The organism is Streptomyces kebangsaanensis (genome assembly GCF_001906585.1).
GTDB lineage: Bacteria > Actinomycetota > Actinomycetes > Streptomycetales > Streptomycetaceae > Streptomyces > Streptomyces kebangsaanensis.
Genome location: NZ_JUJA01000158.1, coordinates 41,147 through 61,808, shown reverse-complemented (window position 1 = coordinate 61,808; position 20,662 = coordinate 41,147). Strand labels below are relative to the sequence as shown.

Annotated in this window: 25 protein-coding genes; 17 read left to right on the top strand and 8 right to left on the bottom strand. The window is 70.0% G+C overall.

The features are described from left to right. Positions 1-141 precede the first annotated feature (141 nt). Complete coding sequence (locus RH94_RS28845) at positions 142-378, bottom strand: hypothetical protein (protein ID WP_073951288.1); 237 nt, start codon at positions 376-378, stop codon at positions 142-144. Between the two features lie 130 nt (positions 379-508). On the opposite strand from RH94_RS28845, the gene RH94_RS28840 reads away from it, so the two are divergent. The 4 genes from RH94_RS28840 (at position 509) to RH94_RS28825 (ending at position 5,653) form a co-directional block, all read left to right on the top strand. Then, positions 509-1,417 carry an SDR family NAD(P)-dependent oxidoreductase gene (locus RH94_RS28840; protein ID WP_073951287.1) on the top strand — a complete coding sequence of 303 codons (909 nt, stop codon included), beginning with the start codon at positions 509-511 and terminating at the stop codon, positions 1,415-1,417. Next, positions 1,414-2,613, top strand: coding sequence for an acetyl-CoA C-acyltransferase (locus RH94_RS28835; protein WP_073951286.1), 1,200 nt, complete (start codon positions 1,414-1,416; stop codon positions 2,611-2,613). Before RH94_RS28840 ends, RH94_RS28835 begins: the two co-directional genes overlap by 4 nt. Positions 2,614-2,729: 116 nt before the next feature. Next, positions 2,730-4,001: an MFS transporter gene (locus tag RH94_RS28830; protein ID WP_234426112.1), complete on the top strand. Its 1,272-nt coding sequence runs from the start codon at positions 2,730-2,732 to the stop codon at positions 3,999-4,001. A gap of 35 nt (positions 4,002-4,036) precedes the next feature. Continuing rightward, positions 4,037-5,653: a long-chain fatty acid--CoA ligase gene (locus tag RH94_RS28825; RefSeq protein ID WP_073951284.1), complete on the top strand. Its 1,617-nt coding sequence runs from the start codon at positions 4,037-4,039 to the stop codon at positions 5,651-5,653. 31 nt (positions 5,654-5,684) lie between these two features. On the opposite strand, the gene RH94_RS28820 is transcribed toward RH94_RS28825, so the two are convergent. Further along, a complete protein-coding gene (locus RH94_RS28820; RefSeq protein ID WP_073951283.1) occupies positions 5,685-6,317 on the bottom strand; it encodes a TetR/AcrR family transcriptional regulator in 633 nt (210 codons plus the stop codon). A gap of 662 nt (positions 6,318-6,979) precedes the next feature. Here RH94_RS28820 and RH94_RS28815 point away from each other — a divergent pair. The 7 genes from RH94_RS28815 to RH94_RS28785 all read left to right on the top strand — a co-directional run bounded on the left by RH94_RS28815 (position 6,980) and on the right by RH94_RS28785 (position 11,530). Next, positions 6,980-7,279 (top strand): DUF1540 domain-containing protein, encoded by a 300-nt coding sequence (locus RH94_RS28815; protein WP_073951282.1) that lies wholly within the window; start codon positions 6,980-6,982, stop codon positions 7,277-7,279. Between the two features lie 263 nt (positions 7,280-7,542). Continuing rightward, entirely contained in the window at positions 7,543-7,794 is a 252-nt protein-coding gene (locus tag RH94_RS28810) for a hypothetical protein (RefSeq protein ID WP_073951415.1), read from the top strand. Then, positions 7,791-8,153, top strand: a complete 363-nt coding sequence (locus tag RH94_RS28805) for a helix-turn-helix domain-containing protein (RefSeq protein ID WP_073951281.1) — start codon at positions 7,791-7,793, stop codon at positions 8,151-8,153. The genes RH94_RS28810 and RH94_RS28805 overlap by 4 nt, the downstream gene beginning before the upstream one ends. Positions 8,154-8,274: 121 nt before the next feature. Continuing rightward, on the top strand, positions 8,275-8,802 hold the full coding sequence (gene uraD / locus RH94_RS28800; protein WP_073951280.1) for a 2-oxo-4-hydroxy-4-carboxy-5-ureidoimidazoline decarboxylase: 528 nt from the start codon (positions 8,275-8,277) through the stop codon (positions 8,800-8,802). A 24-nt stretch (positions 8,803-8,826) separates the two neighbouring features. Next, the gene (gene uraH / locus RH94_RS28795; RefSeq protein ID WP_073951279.1) at positions 8,827-9,171 is read left to right on the top strand and encodes a hydroxyisourate hydrolase; all 345 of its coding nucleotides are present in this window, start codon (positions 8,827-8,829) and stop codon (positions 9,169-9,171) included. A 6-nt stretch (positions 9,172-9,177) separates the two neighbouring features. Next, on the top strand, positions 9,178-10,077 hold the full coding sequence (pucL, locus tag RH94_RS28790) for a factor-independent urate hydroxylase (RefSeq protein ID WP_073951278.1): 900 nt from the start codon (positions 9,178-9,180) through the stop codon (positions 10,075-10,077). 73 nt (positions 10,078-10,150) lie between these two features. Then, positions 10,151-11,530, top strand: coding sequence for an 8-oxoguanine deaminase (locus RH94_RS28785; RefSeq protein ID WP_073951277.1), 1,380 nt, complete (start codon positions 10,151-10,153; stop codon positions 11,528-11,530). Between the two features lie 27 nt (positions 11,531-11,557). On the opposite strand, the gene RH94_RS28780 is transcribed toward RH94_RS28785, so the two are convergent. From RH94_RS28780 to RH94_RS28770, 3 genes are all read right to left on the bottom strand, one after another. Beyond that, entirely contained in the window at positions 11,558-11,980 is a 423-nt protein-coding gene (locus tag RH94_RS28780) for an acyl-CoA thioesterase (RefSeq protein WP_073951276.1), read from the bottom strand. 56 nt (positions 11,981-12,036) lie between these two features. Further along, positions 12,037-12,678 carry a hypothetical protein gene (locus RH94_RS28775; protein ID WP_073951275.1) on the bottom strand — a complete coding sequence of 214 codons (642 nt, stop codon included), beginning with the start codon at positions 12,676-12,678 and terminating at the stop codon, positions 12,037-12,039. Positions 12,679-12,766: 88 nt separating this feature from the next. Further along, entirely contained in the window at positions 12,767-13,372 is a 606-nt protein-coding gene (locus RH94_RS28770) for a histidine phosphatase family protein (protein ID WP_073951274.1), read from the bottom strand. A gap of 148 nt (positions 13,373-13,520) precedes the next feature. On the opposite strand from RH94_RS28770, the gene RH94_RS28765 reads away from it, so the two are divergent. Continuing rightward, on the top strand, positions 13,521-13,781 hold the full coding sequence (locus RH94_RS28765) for a DUF4190 domain-containing protein (RefSeq protein ID WP_073951273.1): 261 nt from the start codon (positions 13,521-13,523) through the stop codon (positions 13,779-13,781). 329 nt (positions 13,782-14,110) lie between these two features. Here the strand turns inward: RH94_RS28765 and RH94_RS28760 are convergent, their stop codons facing one another. Beyond that, a complete protein-coding gene (locus RH94_RS28760; RefSeq protein ID WP_073951272.1) occupies positions 14,111-14,317 on the bottom strand; it encodes a DUF397 domain-containing protein in 207 nt (68 codons plus the stop codon). Beyond that, positions 14,314-15,093 carry a helix-turn-helix domain-containing protein gene (locus RH94_RS28755; RefSeq protein WP_079189240.1) on the bottom strand — a complete coding sequence of 260 codons (780 nt, stop codon included), beginning with the start codon at positions 15,091-15,093 and terminating at the stop codon, positions 14,314-14,316. The genes RH94_RS28760 and RH94_RS28755 overlap by 4 nt, the downstream gene beginning before the upstream one ends. Before the next feature lie 242 nt (positions 15,094-15,335). On the opposite strand from RH94_RS28755, the gene RH94_RS28750 reads away from it, so the two are divergent. From RH94_RS28750 to RH94_RS28735, 4 genes are all read left to right on the top strand, one after another. Beyond that, a complete protein-coding gene (locus RH94_RS28750) occupies positions 15,336-15,812 on the top strand; it encodes an ATP-binding protein (RefSeq protein WP_073951414.1) in 477 nt (158 codons plus the stop codon). A gap of 255 nt (positions 15,813-16,067) precedes the next feature. Next, positions 16,068-17,336, top strand: a complete 1,269-nt coding sequence (locus RH94_RS28745) for a DUF262 domain-containing protein (protein WP_079189231.1) — start codon at positions 16,068-16,070, stop codon at positions 17,334-17,336. After that, entirely contained in the window at positions 17,333-18,475 is a 1,143-nt protein-coding gene (locus tag RH94_RS28740; protein WP_073951270.1) for an AAA family ATPase, read from the top strand. Before RH94_RS28745 ends, RH94_RS28740 begins: the two co-directional genes overlap by 4 nt. Positions 18,476-18,492: 17 nt before the next feature. Further along, entirely contained in the window at positions 18,493-19,422 is a 930-nt protein-coding gene (locus tag RH94_RS28735; RefSeq protein WP_073951269.1) for a hypothetical protein, read from the top strand. A gap of 317 nt (positions 19,423-19,739) precedes the next feature. Here RH94_RS28735 and RH94_RS28730 read toward each other — a convergent pair whose 3' ends face one another. Beyond that, positions 19,740-20,483, bottom strand: coding sequence for an SDR family oxidoreductase (locus RH94_RS28730; protein WP_073951268.1), 744 nt, complete (start codon positions 20,481-20,483; stop codon positions 19,740-19,742). A 104-nt stretch (positions 20,484-20,587) separates the two neighbouring features. Here RH94_RS28730 and RH94_RS46460 point away from each other — a divergent pair. Next, positions 20,588-20,662 (top strand): LysR family transcriptional regulator (locus RH94_RS46460; RefSeq protein ID WP_324614331.1); only part of this gene is annotated, 75 nt, incomplete at its 3' end.

Here is a 20,662-nt window from a genome sequence, read left to right as displayed (position 1 = left end):
CTGGTGCTCCGGCACACCCCCGCCTGTCCGGCGGTTCGGTCACCGCCCGGTCTCTTCCTGCCCTCTTCCTGCCCTCTTCCTGCCCTCTCCCGACCCTTCGCCCGCCCGTGTCGCGCCCGGACCCGACAGCCGGACGCCGGCTCAGCCGTCCTCGTGCTCCGACAGGCCCGGCCAGTCCTCCGGACCGCCGCCCTGCCACTCGATGAGATCGCTCTCCTCCACCTCGACGCGGTCCAGGTCGACCAGCCGGAGGATCTCGACGACGTCGTCCAGGTGGGACGCGAGCCCGAGCGTCACGTCGTCCTCGGTCACCCGCCGTGAACCGTCCAGGGCCGGCGCGTGCACCACGATGTGCGGATGCTTCGCGGGGTTGTCCATGCCTTCAGCCTCCCGCGCACCGCCCCGATCCGCACCCTCTCACCAGGTGCGGCGCCGCCTTCGAAACCGCCTGTTGACACTCCGTTGACGCCCCGGTCATGATGATACTCCGTAGTATGACGGGAGTGAGATGAACTTCGAAGGTCAGGTCGCGGTCGTGACCGGTGCGGGCGGCGGGCTGGGGCGGGCGCACGCCGTGGCCCTTGCCGAGCGGGGCGTCAAGGTGGTCGTGAACGACATGGGAGCGCCGCACGGAGTGTCGACCGGCCGGAGCGCGGCGGCACGGGTCGCGGCCGGGATACGGGCCGCCGGCGGCGAGGCGTTCGCCTACCTCTGCGACGTCACCGACGCGGATGCCGTCGAGAGCATGATCGACGAGACCGTCGCGAAGTGGGGCCGCGTCGACATCCTCATCAACAACGCCGGGATCCTCCGCGACAAGTCCTTCGCGAAGATCCGGCTGGAGGACTTCCGCCAGGTCATGGATGTGCACCTGATGGGTTCGGCCCACTGCACGAAGGCGGTGTGGCCGCACATGGTGGCACAGGGATACGGCAGGGTGCTGATGACCACGTCGGCGTCGGGCATCTACGGGAACTTCGGCCAGTCCAACTACGGTGCCGCGAAGTCCGGCCTGGTCGGGCTGATGAACGTGCTGGCGATCGAGGGCGAGCGGAAGGGGATCCACGTCAACGCCCTCGCACCGACCGCCGCCACGCGGATGACCGAAGGCCTGATCGACGAGGAGCTCCTCGGCCTGCTCACTCCCGAGTCGATCGCTCCGGGAGCCCTGTTCCTCGTCAGCGAACAGGCGCCCAACAAGACGATCCTCGCCGCCGGCGCCGGTGTCTTCGCCGTTGCCCGGATGAAGGAGTCCGCCGGGGTGTACCTGCCCGAGGACGCGCGCTCGCCCGAGACCATCGCCGAGCGCTGGTCCGAGATCAGCGACATGAGCGATCCCGTGGTCACCGCGTCCGCGTTCGACCAGACGAAGCGGTACGCCGCGATGGCCGGCACCGAGCCGGGAGCGGTGTCATGAGAGAGGCCGTCATCGTCTCCACCGCCCGGACGCCGATCGGCAAGGCGTTCCGCGGCTCGTTCAACGACACGTCGGGTCAGCGTCTGGCCGCACACGCGATCACCGCCTCGCTGAGGCGGGCGGGACTCGACGGGCCGGAGGTCGAGGACGTCGTGCTCGGCTGCGCGATGCAGGAGGGCACGACGGGCATGAACGTCGCCCGGCAGGCGGCGCTGCGCGCCGGCCTGCCCGTGTCGGTTCCCGGAATGACGATGGACCGGCAGTGCGCGTCGGGTCTGATGGCGATCGCGACCGCGGCGAAGCAGGTCGTCGTCGACGGGATGGACGTCGTGGTCGGCGGCGGGGTCGAGTCGATCTCCCTGGTCCAGAACGAGTACAGGAACACTCACCGGGCTTCCGACCGGTGGCTCTCGCGTGAGAAGCCGTCGATCTACATGCCCATGCTGGAGACGGCGGAGATCGTCGCGGAGCGTCACGGCGTCAGCCGCGACGACCAGGACGAGTTCGCGCTGCTGTCCCAGCGGCGGACGGCCGCCGCGCAGCAGGCGGGGCTCTTCGCGGAGGAGATCGCCGTGTTCTCCGGCCGGCGGCCGGCTCCTGACGGGCCGGACGGTCCCGTGACCTCCCACGAGTTCACCCTGGAGAAGGACGAGGGGAGCCGCGCCTCGACCACTCTCGAAGCGCTGTCCCGTCTCACACCCGTGCTTCCCGACGGGAAGGTGTCCAGGACCTCCACCGTCACCGCCGGCAACGCGTCCCAGCTCTCCGACGGCGCCTCGGCCGCGGTCGTGATGGAGGCCCGCGAGGCCGCGAGGCGCGGGCTCACGCCCCTCGGCGCCTACCGGGGCATGGCCGTCGCCGGCTGCGAGCCGGACGAAATGGGCATCGGCCCCGTGTACGCGGTGCCGAAGCTGCTCGCCGCACACGGACTCTCCGTCGACGACATCGACCTGTGGGAGCTCAACGAGGCCTTCGCCTCGCAGGCCGTCCACTGCCGTGACCGCCTGGGCATCGATCCCGCCAGGCTCAACGTCAACGGAGGTGCCATCGCGATCGGGCACCCCTACGGCATGACGGGGGCACGCCTCGTCGGCCATGCCCTGCTCGAAGGCCGCCGACGCGGTGCCCGCCTCGCCGTCGTCACCATGTGCGTCGGCGGGGGCATGGGCGCCGCCGGCCTCTTCGAGATCTTCTGAATCCTCTGACGACACGCACTTTCCGAGCACCTCAACCCCAGGGAGGGGTTTCGATGGCTATCGATTCGGTTTCTTCGGCGGCGGACACGTTTCACGCGCGTGTCACTCGAAAGGCCATGGTCCGACTGCTGCCGGTCATGCTCGCCGCCTATTTCATGGCCTATATCGACCGCACCAACGTCGCACTGGCCAAGACCCAGCTGCAGGCCGACGTGGGGATCAGCGCCACGGCTTTCGGGCTGGGCGCGGGGGTCTTCTTCATCAGCTACGCCTTCCTGGAGGTACCGAGCAGCCTGGTGATGCACAGAGTCGGGCCAAGACGCTGGATCACGCGGATCGCCCTCACCTGGGGCGCGCTCTCGGCGGCCATGATGTTCGTCCAGGGCGAATGGTCGTTCTACGTGCTGCGTTTCTTCCTCGGAATGGCCGAGGCCGGCCTCTACCCGACCCTGATGTACATGGTCACTCTGTGGTTCTCCCAGAAGCACCGCGCCACCGTCGTCGGATTCATCTACCTGGCCCCGACCGTCGCCCTGATCGTCGGCAACCCGATGGGCGGCGCGTTGATGGAGTTCGACGGCGCTCTGGGGCTGCACGGATGGCAGTGGATGTTCCTGATCGAGGGCATCGTGACCATGCTCGTCGGCGTCCTCGTCTGGTTCGGCCTTCCGGATGCTCCCGGCGACGCCAAGTGGCTGACCTCCGAGGAGGCCGAGGTCCTTTCCGCGCGCGCGACCGGTGACGGCTCGGACGCCGGGAACCGCATCAGGGGCAACCTGGGGAAGGCCTTCGGGCGCCCCTTCATCGTCATCGTCGCGCTGATCTACCTGTTCAACCAGATAACGAACGTCGGCATCGTCTTCAACCTGCCCTCGATCGTCGAGGACCTGGACATCCACGGGGCCTTCCTCATCGGCCTGGTGTCGGGAAGTTCGGGGATCGGCGCCACCATCGGAGTCCTCCTCGTCCCGGTCGTGCACCGCCGTTTCCCCAACGAGGTGGCCCTCATCGGGATCCTCGCGGCCGCGACGGCGGTCACGGCGGCCGTTTTCGTGCTCTCCTCGTCCCCGGTGGTCCAGATCCTGCTGATCGCGGTGTCCATGATCTTCGTCTTCGGCACCCTGCCGCTGTTCTGGTCCGTGGCCATGGCGAGGATGTCGGGCGTGGTCGCCGCCGCCGGACTCGCGTTCATCAACACGATCGGACTCCTGGGCGGATTCATCGGCCCGTACGCCTTCGGTCTGGCCGAGGACGCGACCGGGAACCCCGGCGCGGGCCTCTACGTCGTCATCGTCTCCTCGGTCGTCGGCGTCGCCCTCACTCCTCTGCTCGCGGGCGCGGTCCGGAAGGAAGACACGGCCGAGGCCGTGGCGCCTGTCTCGCGGTAGCCGAGAACGTCCCTGAACGACAGAAGGAAACGCACATGCACGGCCTCATGCAAGACCGCCCCCTGTCGCTGCCGATGCTCATGGACGGCATGGAGAACAGGTTCAGCCGCAAGCACGTCACCACGACACAGCTGAACGGCACGGTGTCCGCGTCGTACGGCGAAGTGGCCGAGCGGATCCGGCGTCTCGCCGGCGTGCTGGACCACCTGGACGTTCCCGCCGGCGCCCGGGTGGGGACCTTCGGATGGAACTCGCAGCGTCACCTCGAGCTGTACATGTCCGTTCCCTGCACGGGCCGCATCCTGCACACGATCAATCACCGCCTCTTCACGGAGGACCTCGCCTTCATCGTCGACGACGCCGCCGACGAAGTGCTCTTCGTCGACCGTTCGATGCTCGACGTGGTGCGTCCCCTGCTCGACACGTGCCCGAGCGTGCGTCATGTGGTCGTGATGGACGACGGCTCACCGACGGAGCTGCCGGCCGACCCCCGCGTACACGACTACGAGTCCCTCCTGGCCGCCGCCCGGCCGGTCGGGAGGTTCGAGATCGCCGACGAACGCACCGCCGCCGCTCTGTGCTACACCTCGGGGACGACGGGCCGCCCCAAGGGGGTGCTCTACGACCACCGTTCGATCGTGTTGCACGCGATGACACTGCTGATGGCGGACACCTTCGCCATCGGCGAGGACGACACCGTGATGCCGGTCGTGCCCATGTTCCACGTCAACGCCTGGGGCCTTCCGTACGCCGCGCTGATGTCGGGGGCGAATCTGGTCATGCCCGGCCCGGTCATGTCACCGGAGCATCTGGTCCGGAGCATGGAGGCGCACGGGGTCACCTTCGCCGCTGCGGTGGCCACGGTCTGGCGCGGGATACTGCCCCACGCCGAGGACGCCGACCTGAGCTCACTCAGGCGCGTCGTCAGCGGCGGGGGCGGGCTGCCCGTGTCCCTTTCCCGTGCCTTCCACGAGAAGGTCGGGCTACCGCTGACGAGCTCGTGGGGCATGACCGAGACCAGCCCCCTGGTCTGCAGCGCGAGGGTTCCCGGCGAACAGTCCCGCTCCCTGACCGGGAGCGACCGCGTCACGGCACTGGCGGATCCCGGACCTCCCACGGTGCTGTGCTCGCTGCGCCTGGTCGCCGAGGACGGCTCCCCCGTGCCTCGTGACGGGAGGCACCGGGGCGAACTGCAGGTCGCCGGCCCGACGATCGCAGCCGCCTACTTCGGCGGCTCCACCGGTGCTTCGGCGTTCACCGAGGACGGCTGGCTGCGGACCGGCGACGTGGCCACCATCGATCCGCTGGGGGTCGTGCGCATCGTCGACCGGACCAAGGACCTCATCAAGTCCGGCGGGGAGTGGATCTCGTCGGTCGAACTCGAGAACGAGATCATGGCGATGCCCGACGTCCTGGAGGCCGCGGTCATCGCGGTGCCCGACGACAAGTGGGGGGAAAGGCCGCTCGCCTGCGTCGTGCCGGTACCGGATTCCGGTCTCACGGCCGAGAGCGTCCGCCGGCATCTGTCCGGACGAGTGGCCAAGTGGTGGATCCCCGAGAGGGTCGCCGTGCTGGACCGGCTCCCCAAGACGGCCTCCGGCAAGTTCGCGAAAGCCGTGCTGCGCGCATCAATGATCAGCGCGAAGAGCTGACGGGCAGCCGCGTCCCACTGCCGGGGGAGTCTCAGCGAGCCGGATCGGCGAGCAGCCCTCCGAGCACGATGTCCACGATGTCGTCGGCGAGTTGCCGCAGGTCGTCCGGCGACTGCCCCTCGATCCGGTGAAACCACATGTCGACGGCGTTGAGACTGCACAGGAGAGTTCTGGCGGCCAGTTTCGCGCGCACGGGACGGAGGGTGCCGTCCTCGACGCCGTCCTGCACGACCCGGAGGAAAAGGTCCTCGTACTCGGCCCGCAGGACGTTGAGCGCGTCCAACGCCTTCCGCTGACGCGGTTTCAGCGCGGTCGACGACTGTTCACGGACTCCGAGGTGAACCACGTGGTGATACGCGAGATTCGTCATGAGATTCAGCACGTGCTGGGTCGACATCGCGACCAGCCTTTCGCGCCCGGTCCCCGTGGTGTGGGCCAACGGCTCCACTTGGTCACGGACGGTCCGCATGCCGTGCTCGTACGCGGCCAGGAAAATGTCGAACTTCGAGCGGAAGTGGTAGTAGATCAACCCCTTGGTGGCGCCGACGCTGTCGGCGATGTCATCGATGGCGACGCCGAAACCCTGCTCCATGAAAGCCTCGGCCGCCGCGTCCAGAATTCGACGCTTGGCATCGTCGGCCTCGGCGCCTTCTGTGACTGCCATCCGGATCCTTCTCTCGTTCGGTACCGTCCACGCCGCCATGCCGTCCGATGTGCCGTCCGGTGCACCATGCAAAGGGCGGGGCGCCCCCTTGATGATACTCCCCAGTATTTCGGGTGGGCTCCAGGGAGCGGGCGGTGACTCGTCCTCGGCTCGACGGCGTGACGGAGCCTTCGGCGGCCGCGTGTCCCTGTTTCCGCCGTTTGCGGTGCGTGCCTGGGGCGCCCCGTGCGGGGACCGGGGACGCACCCCAGGCCGGACCGGGCGGACTGGCACTCCTGGACACGGCCGCGGAACCGGCGAAGGGCGGCGGCCCGGCCCGGTACGCCCGGCACTGGTGGGCCCCGGCGCTCCGGGCGGGGAGGAACCCACCGCCGTACCGGACTGGGCACGCTGCGCGGAGCGCGTCCTCGCCCCCTTCATTGACCTCGCCGCGGCCCGGCAGGCACCGGCACCGGGTCGCGGCCACGGCGATCTCACGCTTCACGGCACACTCCTCGGCCCCGGACGAACTCCCCGGCCACTGCCCCGTTCGGCCGAAGTCCGCTGGCTGCCGACGGTGCCGGCGACCATGCTCGACCTGGGTGGGCCCATGTTCACGTCAGCCGCCTGCCGCTCACCGCCGACGAGCCGGGCGGACACACCGACACGAGGAGACCGCCGTCATGGAAATGCCCGTCGTGAACGAGTGCGCGGCCGAGAACTGCGCCTACAACCGGGAGCGCGCCTGCCACGCTCTGGCCATCACCGTCGGGGACACGGCCGGAGTGGTCGTCCGCCACGCGCACTGCGACACCTTCACCACCTCCCGGACCAAGGGCGGCGACCCGTCCGTCACCGGACGGGTCGGCGCGTGCAAGATGTCGGACTGCCGGCACAACTCCGAGCTCGAATGCCGCGCCCCCGGCATCACGGTGGGCTACCGGCAGACCGAGGTCGAGTGCCTGACCTACACGTCTGCCTGAGCCCCCGGGCGTCACCACGGACCCCGGCCGGTCCGTGGCCGCGCCCACGCCGTGGCGTGACCCGGACCGCGCTGTGCCACGGAGTCGCCCGCCCCGGACTCCCGGACGGGGAACGGCCGGCGAAGACCCGCGGCGCGCGCTTCCCGTCCCGTCCCGCCCCGACGGCATGCCTGCGTGTTTCCGCTGATCGCCGCGGGGGAGTCCGTTAGGGTCGTGGCGGAGCGACGGGGGCACACCAACGCTGCGACGCCATGGGGGGCACCGTGCGACTGAGAGTGGAGTTCACGACCGAACCCTTCGACCTGGACGAGCCCCCCGCCCACGCGCTGGTGGCGCGGAGGGTCATCGAGGCCGGCGACCTGGACGCCGTGGACATCGGCCCGTTCGGCAACACGGGCGAGGGGGGCGTCAACTCCGTCGTGGCCGCCGTGGACGCCGTGCTGCGCAAGACCCTGGCGGCCGGCGCCACCCGCGTCTCGATCCAGGTCAACGTGATCGAGGAGGGCGGGCGATGACCGGCGACGAACCGTTCGTCGCGGCCGTGAAACCGCTGGTCGACGCGATCGGCGGCACCATGCTCCCACCGGACGAGGCGGGCCCCGACGACGTGGTGCTCGCCTGGGAGGGCGTCGACGCCGTCGCCGTACGCCTGCCCCGGCTCGCCGACTCCCTCGATCGCATCCTGGCCGCCATGGAGCGCGGGAAGGGCATGCCGCTCGCGGACCTGGACCGCAGGGCCAAGCAGGACGTCGTACGGACACTGGAGGCGCGCGGCGCCTTCTCCGTGCGGCACGGGGTGGAGACCGTGGCCAGCGCGCTGGGCGTCAGCCGCTTCACCGTCTACAACTACCTCAACCGCGAGAGGGAGAGCTGAGAGCGCCGCCCGGCCCGGGGCCCGGATCTTCAACAAAGCGTTGACGTGATGTCGCGGAGGGTGTTGGCTGTCCACAGCCCGTTCAGCACGAGAAGTCCGTACGCGGCCCACGGAGGCTCACGTGACGTCGACGTCCACGCCGCCGGGCCTCGCCCGGTTCAACACCCTCCCGGAGGACACGGCCCGCGCCGCCCTCCTGGAGGTGTGCGCCTCCACGGCGTGGGCCGAGCGGCTGCTGGCCGCCCGCCCCTGGGCCACCCCCGACGACTTCTACGCCGCCAGTGACGCCGCCCTGGCGGAGCTGACCGACGCGGATCTGCGGGAGGCGATGGCCGGCCACCCGCCGATCGGCCGCCCCGGGCCGGGCGATCCCGCCTCGGCCCGCGAGCAGCGCGGCATGACCGGCGCCTCCGACGCGCTCAAGGCCGAGCTGCTCGACCTCAACCTGGCCTACCAGGAGAAGTTCGGCCACGTCTTCCTCATCCGCGCGACCGGCCGGACCGGCGAGCAGCTGCGCGACGCCCTCGAGGAGCGGATCGGCAACACGCCGGAGCAGGAGTACGAGACCGCCCGCGCCGAACTGGGGAAGATCAACCGTATCCGCCTCGCCCGACTGCTCGAAGAGACGAGTGACCGTCCGAACGCGTGAACGCTCCCGGAGGAGAGGAAACGCATGAGCACCGAGACCACCGCCTCCGTCTCCACGCACATCCTGGACACCTCCGCCGGCCGCCCCGCCGAGGGCGTCGCCGTCCACCTCTCCGCCCGCCGGGGCCCGCACGCGCACTGGCGGACGCTCGGCGGCTCCGCGACCGACGCCGACGGGCGGTGCGAGGACCTCCCGGCCCTGCCGGAGGGCACCACCCACGTACGGCTCGACTTCGCCGTGGAGCCGTACCTCGGGAGATCCGCGTTCTTCCCCGAGGTGGCGGTCACCTTCGCCGTCGTACCCGGCGAGCACCACCACGTACCGCTGCTGCTCAACCCGTTCGGTTATTCCGTGTACCGAGGGAGCTAGCCGGAGATGCCCACGATTCTGGGACAGAACCAGTACGGCAAGGCCGAGACCCGGGTCGTCAGGATCACGCGGGACGGCGCCGTCCACCACATCAAGGACCTGAACGTGTCCGTGGCGCTGAGCGGCGACATGGAGGAGGTCCACTACTCCGGCTCCAACGCCAACGTCCTGCCGACCGACACCACCAAGAACACGGTGTTCGCCTTCGCCAAGGAGCACGGCATCGAGTCCGCCGAGCGGTTCGGCATCCACCTCGCCCGCCACTTCGTCACCTCGCAGGAGCCGATCCGCCGGGCCCGCATCCGCATCGAGGAGTACGCCTGGGAGCGGATCGGGACCTCCGGCGCCACCGAGGGCACCGGGACCGGGCACTCCTTCGTCCGCAGGGGCCAGGAGACCCGGCTGACGCAGACCACCTACGACGGTGAGAGGTGGGAGGTGATCTCCGGCCTGAAGGACCTCACGGTGCTCAACTCGACCGACTCGGAGTTCTGGGGCTACGTCAAGGACAAGTACACCACCCTCCCGGAGACGCACGACCGCGTCCTCGCCACGGACGTCGCCGCCCGCTGGCGGTTCGGCTGGACCGACGACGAGCAGGAGACGCCCGACTGGGAGGAGTCCTACGAGCAGACCAGGAGGCACCTGCTCCAGGCCTTCGCCGAGACGTACTCGCTCTCGCTGCAGCAGACGCTCCACCGGATGGGCGCACGCGTCATCGACCACCGCGGCGAGATCGACGAGATCCGCCTCTCCCTCCCGAACAAGCACCACTTCCTGGTGGATCTGGAGCCGTTCGGTTTGAAGAACGACAACGAGGTGTACTTCGCCGCAGACCGCCCCTACGGCCTGATCGAGGCCACCGTGCTCCGGGACGGCTGCGAGGCACGGATCCCGGTCCACTGAGCGGGGGCCACTGAGCGAGGTCCGCCGAGCGGGGTCCGCCGAGCGACGTCCACCGGGCGAGAAGGAGGGAACCATGGCAGCAGGCCCGCGCATCCTCATCGAGAACTGCTCGATCGCGACGGTCGACGCGCACGACACCGAGTACGCGGACGGGTACCTCGTCCTCGCCGGCAACCGCATCGAGGCGCTCGGCGCGGGCAGGGCCCCCGAGGGCCTGGAGAACGTCGTACGCCGCATCGACGCCTCCGGCCACCTCGCGACCCCCGGCCTGGTCAACACCCACCACCACTTCTACCAGTGGATCACCCGGGGCCTGGCCACCGACCGCAACCTGTTCGACTGGCTCGTCGCGCTGTACCCGGCCTGGGCGCGCATCGACGAGGAGATGGTGGACGCGGCGGCCCGGGGCTCGCTGGCGATGATGGCCCGCGGCGGCGTCACCACCGCCGTGGACCACCACTACGTCCACCCGCGCGGCGCCGGCGACCTGTCCGGCACGATCGTCCGTGCCGCCCGCGAGACGGGCGTCCGCCTCACCCTGGCCCGCGGCTCCATGGACCTCGGCGAGTCGGACGGCGGCCTGCCGCCGGACTTCGCCGTGGAGAGCCTGGACGACGCGCTGGCCGCCACCGAGGCGACCGTCGCCGAGCACCACGACCCCGCCTTCGACGCCATGACCCAGGTGGCCGTCGCCCCCTGCTCGCCGTTCTCCGTGACCACCGACCTGCTCAAGCAGGGCGCCGAACTGGCCCGCCGGCTCGGCGTGCGGCTGCACACGCACGGCTCGGAGACGAGGGAGGAGGAGACGTTCTGCCACGAGCGGTTCGGCATGGGCCCCACCGACTACTTCGAGTCCACGGGCTGGCTCGGCGAGGACGTGTGGATGGCGCACTGCGTCCACATGAACGACTCCGACATCGCCGCCTTCGCCCGCACGAGGACCGGCGTGGCGCACTGCCCCTCGTCCAACGCCCGCCTCGCGGCCGGTATCGCACGGGTGCCCGACATGCTGGCGGCCGGCGTCCCGGTCGGACTCGGCGTCGACGGCACCGCCTCCAACGAGTCCGGCGAACTCCACACCGAGCTGCGCAACGCGCTGCTGATCAACAGGCTCGGCCCGCACCGCGAGACCGCCCTGAACGCCCGCCAGGCACTGCGCCTGGGCACCCACGGCGGCGCCCAGGTCCTCGGCCGCGCCGACCAGATCGGCTCCCTGGAGCCGGGCAAGCTGGCCGACCTCGTCCTGTGGCGGCTCGACACCCTCGCCCACGCCTCGATCGCCGACCCGGTCGCCGCCCTGGTCCTCGGCGCGGCCGCACCCGTCACCGCCTCCTTCGTGGGCGGCCGGCAGATCGTCGGGAACGGCCGCCTGCTCCACGCCGACGAGGACACCATCGCCCGCTCCACCCGCGCCCAGGCCCAGCGCCTGGCCCGGATCACCGAGCAGAGCTGACCGGTCGAAGGACTCCGGCCGTTCGGCTCAGAGGCCGAAGAGGCCGGGATCCGACGTCAGCTCCTTGAAGTACTCGTCGGGACGCGCGACCAGCTTCCGCGCCGTGAGGTCCAGCAGCCCGCCGACCGCCGTGATCTCGGCCGCCACGGTGCCGTCGGCCTTGCGTATGGTCTGCCGGATGCGGAAGGTCTTCCCGCCGCTCCACTCGAAGGCGCAGGTCACATCGGCCTCGTCACCGGCCAGCAGCTCCCGCCGGTACTGGATGGTCGTCTCCAGCGCCACCGGCCCCACGCCCCGGGCGATCAGCCCCGCCTGGCTGATCCCGGCGGCCTGCAGCAACGACCAGCGGGCGTGCTCCGCGTAGTTGAGGTACACGGCCTGGTTGAGGTGCCCCTGCACGTCGGTCTCGTACCCGCGGACGGTCACCCGGACGGAAAACGGCTCACTCACGGCATCACCTTCTTCTGCCTTCCACGTCACTCGAACCACCGATGTTGGCATGACCCTCACACCCTGCGCGGTGACGCCAGCAGGTACCGGGCCCTCGTGCGTGGCTCCGTGTACTCCCCGGTCTGCCAGCCCGCCCGCTCCAGCGTGGCCGCGCACGCCCGCAGCGCCGTGCCGTCCGGCCCGTACACGGCGACCGCCTCCGGCTGCGGGGTCGCGCGCACCCGGTAGCCGTCCGCGTCCGGCCCGGCCGGAGGGTGCCCCGCCGCCTCCAGGGCGAGTGCGGCGGCCCGCACCAGGTTCGCACGCTCCCAGCCGCACGGCCGGTCGGTGGCACCGTCCGGATTGGTCATCCGGCGCAGCTCCAGCAGCCCCTGCCAGGCACTGTGCACCTCGCGCACCCGCCCCGCACCGTCGTACGCCTCCTCCTCACCGCCGACGCGAGCGGAGAACACACCGCCGCCGGAGGACGCGTCCCCGGCGGCGGGAGCCTCCGACACCGCCTCCACCTCCTCCTCGGCCTCCCGTATGCGATGCCCCGCCGGGGTCAGGAAGTGGTCGTGCGGCGGGCGCGGGTGCCGGAACGCGAGCCCCCGCTCCACCAGGGCGGTGAGCTGCGCCCGAGTACCCCTGAGCCGCCCGGTCACGGGGTCGGCGGCGTCGACGACGCGGCGCTGCGCGGCGGTCGGCGGTCGTGTCACGGCGTACTCCTCCCTGGGCCGTCGATCAACCCATTCGATCAACCCGTTCGAAGAGTACGACCAGGGTCCGACAACGGGCCGGCACCGCTCACGGCGAGGGCGCCGGCCGGATGTTCCACCCCGCGACGACCGGCCGCCCGTGCTCGGTGCCCAGTCGGCACACCGTCCCCGTGGCCAGCTGGAACAGCGCCCCCGACGACGGCGCCAGCCCCAGCCACCGGGCGGTGAGCACCCGCAGGAAGTGCCCGTGCGCCACCAGGAGCACCACGCCCTCGGTGTCGGCGAACGCGGCGTCCACCTTGGCCAGCATCCGGTCGGCCCGCTCCCCGACCTGCTCCACGGTCTCCCCGGGATGCTCCGGCGGCCCCGGCACGACCCCGTCGGTGAACAGGAACCAGCCGGGCCGGGTGCGCTGGATCTCGGGGGTCGTGATGCCCTCGTACCCGCCGTAGTCCCACTCCCGCAGATCCGCGTCGACCCGGGCGTCGTGGACCCCGACCAGCTCGGCCGTCTCCCGCGCCCGCTGCGACGGACTGACGAACGCCGCCCCGATCCGGTGCGACCGGACCAACGGCACCAGCCGCCGCGCCTCCTCCCGCCCGCGCTCGGTCAGCGGCACGTCCGTCCACCCGGTGTGCCGCCCGGACCGCGACCACTCGGTCTCCCCGTGCCGGACCAGAAAGAGATCACCCATACGTCACAGGCTACGGTCCCACGGCCCAGGACCCGGCGAACTCGCACGCCCGCGGCCCCCTGCGCGCACATCGCGGAACAGGCACTTCCGGAGCACGAATCCGCCACGCGGCTACCACGGCCGCGCCGTGCGCGGGGAACATGGCGGCATGCCGGCATGCGGATGCACGAACCTGGGCGAGCTCATGGCACACCTGGCCGGACTCGGCCTGCTGGCCATGGCCGGACTCGTACTCGGCGTGGTCTGCCTGATCGGGCTGCTGCTCAGCGCGATCGTCGCCCTCGGACACCTGGCCCGCCGCCGGCGGAGCGGTGACCACGAGGACGGCAACACCGGACCGGACGAGGAGCGAGTCACCCTCGCCTCCTTCCGCTGGGAAACCGCGCAGGAAGCCGACGACACCCGGTAGGACCAGACCCACCGACACTTCAGCGATCGGCGGCGCAGGAGACAAAGGCGGCCCACTGGGCCGGGCCGATCCAACTCTTCGTACCGACGCCCCGCGCCCAGTACGCAACTGCACGCGGGGTGCGGCAGGCGTGACGCGCGCTCAGATCATGACCCCGAATTCACGCAGGGCGTCGGCCGGGCGGCTGCGGTAGTGATCGCTGTACCACGTCCGTTGTGACGTCAGGTTTGTCTCAAGGTGTCCGGAGTGGACCCTGCGTCGCACTCGTCGGGGTCAGGGGTGGCTGAGGTGATGGTCATGCCGCACTGTGGTGCGCGGGTGGCCGTATGTCAGGGACCAGCGGTGTATGAGACGAAGGCAGCCCACCCTTGAAGTCCGAAGGCGAGCCTGGGCCCGTGCATGTTCTTCGAGTCCCTGACGTGGGCGGTGCCAGGTGTGGAGGCGACCTCCACGCAGGCAGGTCCGTCGTCGGTGCTGTAGCTGCTCTTGAACCACTCCAACTCGGAGCCGTGACCGGTCGAAGGCTTCACGCTCATGTCTCTCCAAGCACTTTCTCGATGAAGGCCAGCGATTCTCGCGGCGGAAGAGCCTGAGCCCGGATGACCCCGTAGCGCAGCTCAAGAATCTGGATCTCCTTGGGCTCCGAGATGAGGCGACTGGTGCGCTGAACCTCGTTGTGCCCCACAGTGGTGCCCTCCTTGAGTCGCAGCAGGTGGAAGGGGCCGCCGAGACCGGCGTTGTCCTCACGATCCATGGGCAGCACCTGGATCTCCACGTTCCGCATCTGCCCGACTTCCAACAGGCGTTCGAGCTGCTTCCGCATCACCATTCTGCCCCCGACTCGTCGGCACAGGGCCGCCTCGTCGTGCACAAAGCTGAATGCCGGTGTTGGATTTGCGGAGTTGATGATCCCTTGTCGAGCCAGCCGTGCGGCGACGCGTTGCTCCACCTCCTCCTCCGAGAAGGCAGGCCGCCGAGACCCGAACACGGCCCGCAGGTACTCCTCCGTCTGAAGAAGCCCGTTGACTACGGAGTTGTCGTAGGCGCAGATCTCCACCGCCTCCCCCTCCAGCTTCGCCAGATCCCGAACCTTCTTCGGGTACCGAGCCTCCCTCACGTCCTTCTTCAGCCCCGAGATCAGCCCACCCGCCCCGAGTACCTGATCCGCCCCGTCCAGGAACTGTTCCTTCGGCGCCCGCCGCCCCCGCTCCACGGAGGACACCTGCTCCTCGCTGTACCCGATCGCCGCGCCCAACTCGGTCTGTGTGAGCCCCGCCCGTTCCCGGCACGCTTTGATGACCCTGCCGACCATCCGCAGCACGGCGGTCGACTCGTCGTCACCGCCGAACGCCTCCGCTCCGTCCGTGACCTGCTGTCCCTGTCCCGTCGCACCCACGCCCCGACACCTCCCGTGTACGTCCCGTGTTCAACCGCCGGCCGACGCGACGCGTCACACGGCACGGCCCGGACAGATCCGGACGGTGACCGGACAGCGACGCTGCGTACTGCCTGTGGTGGTGTTCAGCGTAGGGAGCGATGACCACGCTGAGTGACATGAATGCCGAGATTTCACCCCCGGAGACGGCCGACGGCCACCGAGCGGAAGTTGCCGCGTCCCCGCGTCACTTCACGATCCGCTTGTCCGCCACCCGCAGAGGTGCCCGGCTCGCCCGCCGTCTGGCCTGCGAACAACTCGACTCCTGGGGTTGGCCGTACGACTCCGACGCCCACCGCACCGCCGCCCTGCTCGTGGGGGAGCTGGCGGCCAACGCGGCGCTGCACGGCCGGGAGAAGGGGCGTGACTTCCGGCTGGGCCTCACCTTCCACCTGGAGGACTCCGCGCTCCGCATCGAGGTGACGGACCCACGCCCCGACCGCCGGCCACCCGGTCCCGGCCTGCTGCAACCGCCCTCGTCCGAAGGGGAGTCGGGTCGCGGGCTGCTGCTGGTCGAGGTGCTGGCCGACCACTGGGGCACGACGTGCGGGGACCCGTACACCAAGACCGTGTGGTGCGAAGTGACCCTCCGATAGGGCGAGTCGCCGAGCGGGCGGTGTCGGTGCCGCCTGCCTCTCGACCGGCGCGCGGTCGGCGGCAGGGACGGAAGGCGTCGGACTCGTGGGCGAGCAGCCACGGCCGACGGCGGACCCGGCGGCCGCCGCTGCCCGCTGTCTCGACCGCGTCGGCGGACGGGGCGTCACGACGGGATCACGGCCGGTAGGCTGAGAACTGATGTGCCGTCAGCCGGGAGACCCGGCAGAACATGAGGGCGAGGGCGACAAGACATCATGGCCGCGCTGGAGGACAGCAGCCCGGGCCGCACGCGGGACCGGCGGTCCGTGTTCGAGCGGTACCAGGAGGGGGCCGCGGGCACGGACGGCCAGGAAACGGCCGGAGGGCTCGGCGTCGAGATCACCACCGACGGGCTGCCCACCGACGTCGAGCGTGAGGACGTCGAGGTCGAGGCGGACCGGATCACCTCGCCGTTCGACCCTGAGAAGATCGACATCGAGACCCGCAACTCCACGGTCGATCTGCTGCTGTCTCGGCTCCGCAACGAGATGATCGACCTGGCCCCCGACTTCCAGCGCCGGGCCGGTATCTGGACGGACGAGAAGCAGAGCAGGCTCATCGAATCGCTGCTGCTGCGCATCCCCATCCCGTCGTTCTACGCGGCGGAGAACAAGGACGGCAGCTGGGCCATCGTCGACGGCATCCAGCGGCTCACCTCGATCGCGCGCTTCCTCGACCCCGACACGGTCGGCAGGCCGCCGCTGCGGCTGACCGGGCTGGAGTATCTGCACAATTTGGAGGGCGTCGGGATGGACGATCTCTCCGGTAAGTTGCAGATCCGCCTGCGGGAGACCGAGGTCGTCGTCCACGTCATCCGGCGCGGTACACCCGAACCGGTGATGTTCAACGTCTTCGCCCGGCTCAACACGGGGGGCGAGCCGCTGACCCGGCAGGAGATCCGGCACGCGCTGATCCCGGGCCGGGCAAGGACGTTCCTCGCGGAGCTCGCCGAAACCGATGCCTTCCGACAGGCCACGGGGCACAGCGTGGTGGGCGACCGCATGGCCGACCGGGAGATGGTCCTGCGTTTCCTCGCCTTCCGCCTCATTCCGCCGACGGAGTACCGGCAGGGATACTTCGACGGCTTCCTCGCGGACGCTATGCATCGTGTCAACCGCCTCGACGCCGACGAGGAGGCACGGCTGCGGGACGAGTTCCTCCAGTCCATGTGGTCGGCGCGGGAGATCTTCGGCGTCCACGCCTTCCGCAAGTACCGGCGTGGACAGCGCCGTAAGTCACCCATCAACAAAGCACTGTTCGAAAGTGTCGCGGTGAATCTGGCGGCGCTCACTCCGGACGAGCGCGACGAACTGACGGAGTGGGACGTCAACTCGGCGCTCGCGGACATGATGGAGGACTCGGAGTTCGAGCGCTCCATCTCGGTGGGGACCGGTGACCCGAAGAGGGTGCACAAGCGCTTCGAGGCGATCGAGGAACTGTTTCAGGACCTGCTGACCGAGAGCGGAGAAAGGGCCGAGCAGTGATCACCGAACTCACATTGGTCAACTTCAAGGCGTTCCGCCGGCTCACGCTACCTCTCGGACCGCTCACTCTGCTCACCGGACTGAACTCGTCCGGGAAAAGCAGCGTGTTACAGGCGCTCGGCATGCTGAGGCAGTCCTATGACTCCGGGACCTCGGAGAAGGGCAAGGCGGAACCACACCCCGGGTTTTTACTCAACGGCGAGCTCGTCGGGCTGGGTACGGCTCAGGACGTGCTGCATGAGGACTTCGATCCGGTTCCGGAACGGACTTCCGGTTCCGCGGTGCCCGCTATGGGGTTCGCCCTCAAGCAGGACGGGAAGACGTACGCGTCACTCGCGTTGTACGACTTCCAGGAGCCGGACCAGGACGTCATGCAAGGCGAATCCGCGGGCGAAGCACCGCTCCTCGCGCGGCAGCCCTTCCAGTACCTGCACGCCGACCGCATCACCCCCGCAGTCACATACCCGCGCTCACACCAGATCGCCATCGCCCGCGATTTCCTGGGAGTGCGCGGCGAGCACACGGTCAACTACCTGCGCCACCACGTCGACCGGGTCGTCCCCGAAGGACCACTGCGCCACCGCAGGGCCACCTCGCCCAGGCTCCTCGACCAGACCGTCGCCTGGATGCAGGAACTCTGCCCCGGCGTCAACCTGCAGGCCTCGGCCATCGAAGGCACCGATTCCGTCCGCCTCTCCTACGGCTTCGGCAGCACTGCTGGCATCAACGCCACCCGCCGCCGCCGTCCCACCAACGTCGGCTTCGGGCTCACGTACGCCCTGCCGATCGTCGTCGCCTGCCTCACCGCCACACCCAGCAGCCTGATCCTGCTGGAGAACCCGGAGGCCCACCTCCACCCCAAGGGGCAGAGCAGGATGGCGGCGCTGCTCGCCGCGGCGGCGGCGACCGGCGCCCAGCTGCTCGTCGAGACGCACAGCGACCACGTCCTCAACGGCGTGCGCATCGCCGTCAAACGCGAGGTGCTCCCGCCGGAGAGCGCCGTCGTGCACTACTTCCGCGGCAACGGGGCGGGCACCGAGGTCGTCACTCCCCGCATCGACAAGGACGGCATGATCGAGCACTGGCCCGAGGGTTTCTTCGACGAGTGGGAGCACTCGCTCGACCAGCTGCTGGACTGAGAGACCGGAGGGGAGACATGCCGCTGCTGTTCCTGAACGAGAAGTCCTGGGGCACCGCGTGTGACCCGGCGCGCGCCGACCGGGCGATGAAGGACTTCGTCGACACCGTCCGCGCTGTTGCTGCCGAGGACGGGCCGGGCACCGCACTGGTCAGCGAAGTACCGCTGAAGTCAATGGAGATCACGGACGGCTACCCGATCAACAAGTGGATCGGCAGCAGCCCGCGCAACCACGTTCGCTGGCAGCGCTTACGCTCTCTGCAGAACAAATCGCCCTTCCACCGCGTGTTCCCGGCCGAGGACGCGGCCGGGCACCTGGAGTACCGGCACGGGGGCACCCCCGCACTTGGCCTGGGCGCGGCCAACTTCATGGACGGCATCGCCGTCAGCCTTCCGGTGGCCGCCGAGTGGCTCGGCCACACCGTCGCGGTCGGACGCAGTGAACTGGTCGAAGGGGACGGCGGGGAACTCGACGTCGTCCACGACACCGTCGACGTGCGGCACGCCTCCGCCCAGCCGCATGTGGACGAGCACCGCACCTGGATCCGGAGCTCGCGCCTGCACACCGTCACCTCCGGACGCCTGATCTGGGAGCGGCGTGCCGACCTCTACCCGCACCTGCGGTTCTTGCCTCGCACCGAGGACCACCTCACCGGCCTGAACCCGCACTGGGTCGTGCCCGTGCGCCAGTGTCTGGAGCGACTGGAGGAGTCGGTCGCCGCCTGGGACCCCACCACGCCGGAACCGGACTGGCGGACCAAGGTCACCCCGGAGGGAGAGACCCGCAAGCGGGTGTGCCGGTTCACCGACCCGGACGGCACCAAGCACTGCTACCACCTGCACGCCCGGTTCACCCCGGGCGCCGGCCGCATCCACTTCCGCCTGGTCCAGGAGGAACAGGCGATCGAGCTGGCCCATATCGGCGGCAAGATCCGCCCGGACCTCTGAGGCGGTTTTTCCCGGTCGGCGTGACCGAGTTTCCGCCTACTCCGGGTAGAGAGCTGCCAAGCGTGGCAGTCGGCGGGTTATTTCGCCTCGATCGTCGAAGTCGAAGTTCCAAGTGGGGTCCAGCTCCGGATATCGGATGGTGAACGCGTCGCCGGGGAGTCGCTTGCCGGTTGCCATGACGTGTGCGTTCCAAACGATCCTTCACCTCGTGGTCCGCCGCCAGCAGCTCGGGCGCGGCGGCTGTACCGGCATAGCGTGACGGTGCCGGTCACGAGGAAGCGCAGGCGCCATCTCCCCGGGGACGGGCCGGATGCGCGTCACCAGGGCACCTCTCCCTCGTCGTTGAAGAAGCGGCCCGTCGGCCCGTCGGCCGCTACGGTGGCCAGCCGGATCGCGGCGGCTGCGCCCTGCTTGGGGGTGCGCACTCCCCGGAAGCCGTTGAGGTCGGTCGCCGTGAAGCCGGGGCAGACGGCGTTGATCAGGATGTGCGTGTCGGCCAGTTCCTTGGCGTACTGCACGGTAACGGCGTTGAGGAACGTCTTCGACGGAGCGTACGCGATGGCGATGGGGCCCGTCTCGGCGCCCGGCGTGGTCTGGAGCGTGAGGGAGCCGACGCTGCTGGAGACGTTCACGATCCGCGGTGACGGCGAGCGGCGCAGCAGCGGCAACAGGGCGTTGGTGACGCGGATGACGCCGATCACGTTGGTCTCCACGGCCGCCCGTACCCGGTTCACGTCGACCGTGGTGGGCTCCTGCGGTCCGCCGCCGGTGATCCCCGCATTGTTGACGAGTGCGTCGAGCCGCCCGGCGCGCTCCTGCATCAGCCGGGCCGCCGCTGTCACGCTCGCGTCGTCGGTCACGTCCAGCGGCACGCCGAACGCGTCGGCCCCGGCCGTGCGCAGTTTGTCCACAGCGGCCTCGCGCCGCTCCTCGTTCCGCGCGCCGATTCCGACGGACCAGCCGAGGGCGCCGAGCCCGGCGGCGATCTCGTACCCGATGCCCTTGTTGGCCCCGGTCACCAGCGCGACCTTGTGGTGGTTCACGGTGTGCGTCTCACTCATGACATCGATACTTCTCCCCCGCCGGGCAGGGCGTCCAAGACCGGCTGGGTGGACGGCGATACCGCCCGGGTATCGCTCCTGGCCGGCCCGGTTACGCTGACGGGGTGGAGACACGTGAGCTGCGGTACTTCGTCGCGGTCGCCGAAGAACTGCACTTCGGCCGGGCCGCGCAGCGGCTC